Here is a 5,789-nt window from a genome sequence, read left to right on the forward strand (position 1 = left end):
TGTGCTTCCGATCTGACATTTTTATAAAGCCCCTCTGGGTCAAAATCCTGGAAATGTGCTGCCTCATCTGCGGTAACTAAGGCTCTACCAATGGATTTTTCCTCACCATTAGGATAAACTACTGTGCGGGATACACCACTAATCAGCAAACGAACTGCAAATCGCGCTGCTAGGACTTCCGGAATATCCTGGGAGCGGTCAGCAAAGGCTAAAATTAAGCGATCGCTTTGTTTATAAACTAATTCAATCAGTTCCCTCGATTCTGTGGGTAAATTAGCATCACTGCCCCCCGCCAGCAAATCTAAATGGGGAATAACTAACACATCTCCTTGCTTGAGAGCGTTAATCAGATGTTTGAGAGTTGCTAGTTGACGTTGACGAAGACTGCGAGCCATCAGACCTGATTCGTCTTCCTCAGGCACACTCAGCTCGACTGGCTTAAGATTAGCTCGTCGTGCCATTTCCTGCCAAAGGTTTGCAACCACCAGCTTTTCACAGACAATTAAAACTGAAAGTTCTGCCCTCAAAAAGGATGCCGCTGTATCAATTTCCCTGGCATAAGCCAGTATGACTGCATCTTTTTCCTTGACATGAGTAGGCAAGGTATGATCCCCTGGTGTTGAGAGGTGATCAGCTTGATTGTCTGGTTTCTGTTGAGTAGGAGCAGCTGGCTGAGACTCTGTAGCACTAGGCTGGCTATCTGGGGCTGAGCTATCCTCTTGAGTCTGATCACTAATCACTAAACCAGGAGGACGATACAGAGGGCAATCCCAGGGTTCTTCAACAGCCATTATCACGAATTTTCCTATTTCCTGCTCCATCAGACTTTCATCGATCGGCTCGGTGCTAAGAGCAGGAGCTTGAGAGAGTAACTCCCCAAGTGTTATGGATTCGTCACTGTATAAAATATCTTGGAACTGTTCAGGATTTCCCAACGGAACCAGCTTAATTTTTCTCCTTCTACTCATAAGTAATAGGGGTTAGGGGTTGTTCACAGGGCGTTGCTGAATAATAGAATGATTTTATCGGTTGTTGCTGTTATTCATATAGCAATTCTACGACTTGTGAGGTACAAATTTATGGTTTTTAGGGAGCAGGGAGCAGGGAAGAGGTAAAAAATAATGTGTACCTCATGAGTCCTATAAACGCTATAATTTCTGTCGTAAATTAAACAGCTTAATCCCCTCACGGTAAGAATAACTAAGATAGCGATGGCGACGTAGAGCCTCCATATCTGCACGCTCAATTGCCCATAGAGACTGCCACCAATTGGCAACTGACAAAGCATCTTGCAAACGACTGTCATCACTGGCTGCTTTTGGGTCAGTCATAACAGCAGCGGCTGCTTTTACTTGATTGATTACCTCCTGCTGATGATAAATCATTGCAGCTTCATAGACCTCAATCACAAAATCACGGTTTTTTTCGGAACCAGGGCGCAAACGCTCAAGTAAATTAGACCGCCAGTTGCGAACTTTGATATCTAGAGTTGGTTTAGCCAGATGCAAAGTCAGAGACAATCTTGTTGATGGCTGTTCAAGAAGTTTCAGTATAAAATCAAAAGCTAAATTTTCCTGACCAGTTGCGGGTCGATTTAATACTGCTGTTAGCAGGGATACCTGTCGGCAATCATCAGCTATCTCATCTGCCAGAAACGGCAAAGCTGGGGCAACTAGACCATGTCGCACTACCCAATCCCCTGAAGAGCATGGGGAAGAGCATGGGTCTGATAAAGCGGTAATTAGGGTACGAGCTAATTTTAGGTTAGCTGTTCCGAGGGCCGCAGCCAGAATAATTCCCCCGACACCAAGGGGACTATTATCTCCTAATGGGGGCATTTCCCATCCTAGTCTAGCTGCCGTTACCGCCGTTAGTTGTTGCAGTGCCTGGCTAAGAGCAACGGGAGGATTAGCTAACTTTTCTGTACCAGACAAATCCCCTTGGGGTGGGGTGACTATGCCTTCAGGATTGGTCATAGCCCACTGAATGACTCTTAATGCTGTATCAGTTGCGCTCATTAGTTAACCATTGACATCTCCCCCGGCTAAAGCACGGGGGATTCTTAAAGGATGTTACGCGGTAGTCTAATAAGCTAGCCACAAAGCATTCGTTCGATCTCATCTGCACCTAATTGAGCGAGTAGTTCTTCTACAAGATGGGCATACATACTGTCCCCTAGAATCTCGACTCCTTCATCAGTTATATCAATACGCACACGGAGCTTTTGTTGTTTAGGGGAATCTAAATAATCCTCTTGTGTAATCAAATCGGGTAGATAAGCCACAAAGCGTGGCTTCGGAGGTAGATTAGAGTCTGAGTGATCCATGATAATAGGGTTTGTAGCTGGGTGGTAAACCTATAGCAATTCTACGACTTGTGAGGTACACAATTTCTAGATTTTAGGGAACAGGGAACAGGGAAGAAAGAATAGGGAATAGCGATGGGCTGTATTAAAACAGGGAATCAATGTCAAAGAAGACTGTACCTCATGAGTCCTAAACGTTGTTACTCCGATTATTCGGTCTAATTTACCAGGGCGAATTGCTTGACGCACAGCCTCTGAAGCCGACTCAAAGATTATTTTTGGTGGCACCAACACTGAAGCAGCTTATTTGTTGGGTAAGGGAGATTTGTTATATCAAAAGGGTAGTAAATTAGAGCGATTGCAGAGTTTGTTTGCTGAGAGGATTATATTGCCATGATCAAAGTTGATTCAAATAAAGTTTGACCCTGTGGTTCGTTACGGGGCAGACTATCCAAAAACTGGCTACGAGGCGAAAAATCAAGGCAAGCCCGCCCCTAACACACCCTACCCAACACCCCGAGCCACACGAAAACCGACATACCTGCTGAAGTGATCGCGCGCGTTATAGATGTCGCGGGAGGCAGAACGGCAATACCTAGGATTGCTGATCCACGAGCCGCCCCGTAGTATATAAGAATCAGTATAATTATCAAATTCAGTCCAGATACTCCCATCTGTAGGGGCTCCTTTGTAATTACCATGATCAGGATCCCCACACCACTCCAAAACATTGCCATGCATATCGTATAAGCCAAAGCCGTTGGGAGGAAAACTTCCTACTGGGGTGGTTTCTCCTCGATAGTATCCTCTTGCTTCCTGTGCATAAGTATCGGAAGCATTATAATTAGCAAATCTACTGGTTATGGTCTCTCCATAATGGAATGGTGTGGTAGTTCCTGCTCTACAGGCGTATTCCCATTCCGCTTCACTGGGTAATCTGTATTCCGTTCCCATATGTTCAGAAAGGCGATCGCAAAATTCCACCGCATCATACCAGTTTACTCCCTCTACTGGTCGATTTTCTCCTTTAATTTGAGAGGGGTCTGGATCTAAGTCCCGGTTAACTTTTGGGAGGTTTTCAACCACAGCTCGCCATTGCGCTTGAGTTACCTGATATTTCCCCAGCAAAAAAGGTTGAATACTTACTTGGTGTACAGGTCTTTCCCTGTCACTACTCCCCCTCTCACTTTTCGAGGAACCCATTAAGAAGCTTCCTGCTGGGATAGACACCATCTCTAGGTCTACTTTATTCCCCAGATCTTCAGTGAAATAACTTGCTTGCTGTGATTCTCGGTTGATTATTACTCCTCTACCGTTAACTGTTACTACTTCAAAGGAAAACTGCTTTAAAACTATTTGCTTTCCCGATTTTGAACGTCTTGAATCAGGTTGTCGATTTAAGTTTTGTTTGTAAACTAATAACTTATAAAAGTTATTAGAATTGTATTTTAACCATTGCTTTAGTTGCTCAGCCTGTGACTTGGGAATATTTCCATTAAATAATAAATGATCGACAAATTTGACAATCAGTTTTTCATCATCAGTTGCTTGAGGTATATCATTCAATTTTTTAAGAATATCATAGAAACTGTCAGGGATTTCATCTTTCCTATCATCCCGGAATTCATAGTGACAGCAAGCTCGATAAGCCTGTTGCATTTGTTTGATCAATTTCCTTTCTAAAGGAATCAATATATTGATTAAACTAGTGGTAATTTTGAATTCTTTATTAATGGCCTTTAATTGAACATTATTAGGATTTTGTTTAAGTGCTCCATCAATTAATTGTTCTAACTTATTGTAAGCTTGACAATGCTCTATTAATTTGTGAACTATTCGCTTTAAATTTCCACCGCTAGCAACCTCGTTCAGATTTATATTTAATTCATAAAGCACCATCATTTCTAATTCAGTTTTATCAGGGAAAGCACTACGCAGTGCTTCGTTTATCTGTTTGAGGAGATAACCAGGGGTATGTCCAGCATTCATTGATGGTTACTTCAAGACCTGTGAACAATAGAACTTGATACTCTGCTCTAATTTAGTATCTACACTCTGATTAGACCAAATTCCATAAATTTTCCTTTATTTTCTGGTATTTCCCACCTGGTGGTGGCTTACGGGTTAGGGAGCATGGAGCAGGGAACAGGAGAGGGCACCATTTGACACTCCCCGGTCTAAAGACGCGGGGATTCTTGGATCAACGACCCGACTTGCTGTGACAGGTTGGCACCAATCACAGTAGAGGTCAGATCTCCCCCAGCGTTCGGATCTAAGATCCAGGTTCCGGTGTGCCCCACCGTACCCAAGGCTCTTTTGAGGATGTTGTTCGCGTAGCGTCGGCGAAAGCCGAATCGCAGCGTTGTGGTCTCTATCCAGTTGGCAACCGCACTTGCAGGTGTGAGTTCTGGTTGACAATGATTTTTTGACTACTTCGCCACAGTTGGAACAATTCTGGCTAGTGTAGGCAGGATTCACTGCAACAGTGACCCTACCAAACTTTTCGCCAAAATGCTCTAACCATTTCCTAAATTGATACCAACCTGCATCATTAATAGACTTGGCCAGACAGTGGTTTTTCACCAGATTTTTAACTCCTAGGTCTTCATAGGCGACCAGGTCGTTAGACCGGATTACGCAACGCGCGAGTCTCTTCGCGTGTTCTATGCGCTGCGCGCAGGCTACGCCAACACGTTGCCTACTTATTCTAAGGTGCGTTCTGCCTAATCTATTAATAGCTTTCTTACGGTTAGCAGAGCCTTTCTTTTTTCGGGAAACTCGACGTTGACGAAACTTTAAGCGTTTTTCTACCGTTCTGTAAAACCTAGGGTTAGGTTCAGTATTTCCTCTAGAATCAGTATAGAAATCTTTTAATCCAACATCTAGGCCAATAGTGGCGTCAGCAGGCTCCAGTTGTTCTTTGATATCAACTGAAACACAAAACTGAATGTAATACCCGTCAGCCCGTCGAACTATCCTAACCCGCTTAATTTGTTTCTTGTCAAAGCGCCAAAAGTCCCATTTACCTTTAAGCTTGAGCTTTCCAATTCCCTTTTTGTCACTAAAGGTTATTGACTTTTTATCAGGGGATAGCTTCCATCCCGACTGCTTATACTCAACTGTTATGCAGTTTTTATGGAACTTTGGGAAGCCCTTTTTTCCAGGTACTTTCTTCTTGCAGTTGTCGAAAAAGCGAAGGATTGATGACCATGCTCTTTCAGCGCTAGACTGTCGAGCGGTAGAGTTAAGCTCATTAGCAAAAGGGAATCTCTTAGCGAGAACAGCACTATATTTGTTAAGGTCAAACTTGTTAACCCCTTTGTTGTCCATCCAATACCTGAGACAACTATTACGTATGAATTTAACTGTACGAATAGCCTCATCTATCGCAGAGTATTGGTGCTTTTTACCTTTGGCTTTGAACTCTAAGATAATCATCAGTTTCGACCTCAACTGCTTTCTACTTTATTCTACAACACTCAAA

General features: G+C 43.3%; 5 protein-coding genes and 1 pseudogene. All 6 read right to left on the minus strand.

Annotation, left to right across the window (positions count from 1 at the left end; genetic code table 11):
• Positions 1 to 968 (minus strand): hypothetical protein (locus F6K52_RS31035; RefSeq protein ID WP_293087996.1); only part of this gene is annotated, 968 nt, incomplete at its 3' end.
• Between the two features lie 180 nt (positions 969 to 1,148).
• Positions 1,149 to 2,018 carry a hypothetical protein gene (locus F6K52_RS31040; RefSeq protein WP_293087999.1) on the minus strand — a complete coding sequence of 290 codons (870 nt, stop codon included), beginning with the start codon at positions 2,016 to 2,018 and terminating at the stop codon, positions 1,149 to 1,151.
• A 74-nt stretch (positions 2,019 to 2,092) separates the two neighbouring features.
• Positions 2,093 to 2,326 (minus strand): radical SAM-modified peptide, FtsH ternary system-associated, encoded by a 234-nt coding sequence (locus F6K52_RS31045; protein WP_070390780.1) that lies wholly within the window; start codon positions 2,324 to 2,326, stop codon positions 2,093 to 2,095.
• A gap of 66 nt (positions 2,327 to 2,392) precedes the next feature.
• Positions 2,393 to 2,593, minus strand: a complete 201-nt coding sequence (locus F6K52_RS31050) for a hypothetical protein (RefSeq protein WP_293088002.1) — start codon at positions 2,591 to 2,593, stop codon at positions 2,393 to 2,395.
• Between the two features lie 216 nt (positions 2,594 to 2,809).
• Positions 2,810 to 4,294 carry an SUMF1/EgtB/PvdO family nonheme iron enzyme gene (locus F6K52_RS31055; RefSeq protein ID WP_293088004.1) on the minus strand — a complete coding sequence of 495 codons (1,485 nt, stop codon included), beginning with the start codon at positions 4,292 to 4,294 and terminating at the stop codon, positions 2,810 to 2,812.
• A gap of 188 nt (positions 4,295 to 4,482) precedes the next feature.
• A pseudogene (locus F6K52_RS31060) lies at positions 4,483 to 5,743 on the minus strand (transposase).
• Positions 5,744 to 5,789: the final 46 nt, after the last annotated feature.

Source organism: Moorena sp. SIO3H5 (assembly GCF_010692395.1).
Lineage (GTDB): Bacteria > Cyanobacteriota > Cyanobacteriia > Cyanobacteriales > Coleofasciculaceae > Moorena.

Coding starts and splice junctions, on each gene's coding strand:
- F6K52_RS31040 (WP_293087999.1), bottom strand. CDS start 2,018: ATGAGCGCAACTGATACAGCATTAAGAGTCATTCAGTGGGCTATGACC.
- F6K52_RS31045 (WP_070390780.1), bottom strand. CDS start 2,326: ATGGATCACTCAGACTCTAATCTACCTCCGAAGCCACGCTTTGTGGCT.
- F6K52_RS31055 (WP_293088004.1), bottom strand. CDS start 4,294: ATGAATGCTGGACATACCCCTGGTTATCTCCTCAAACAGATAAACGAA.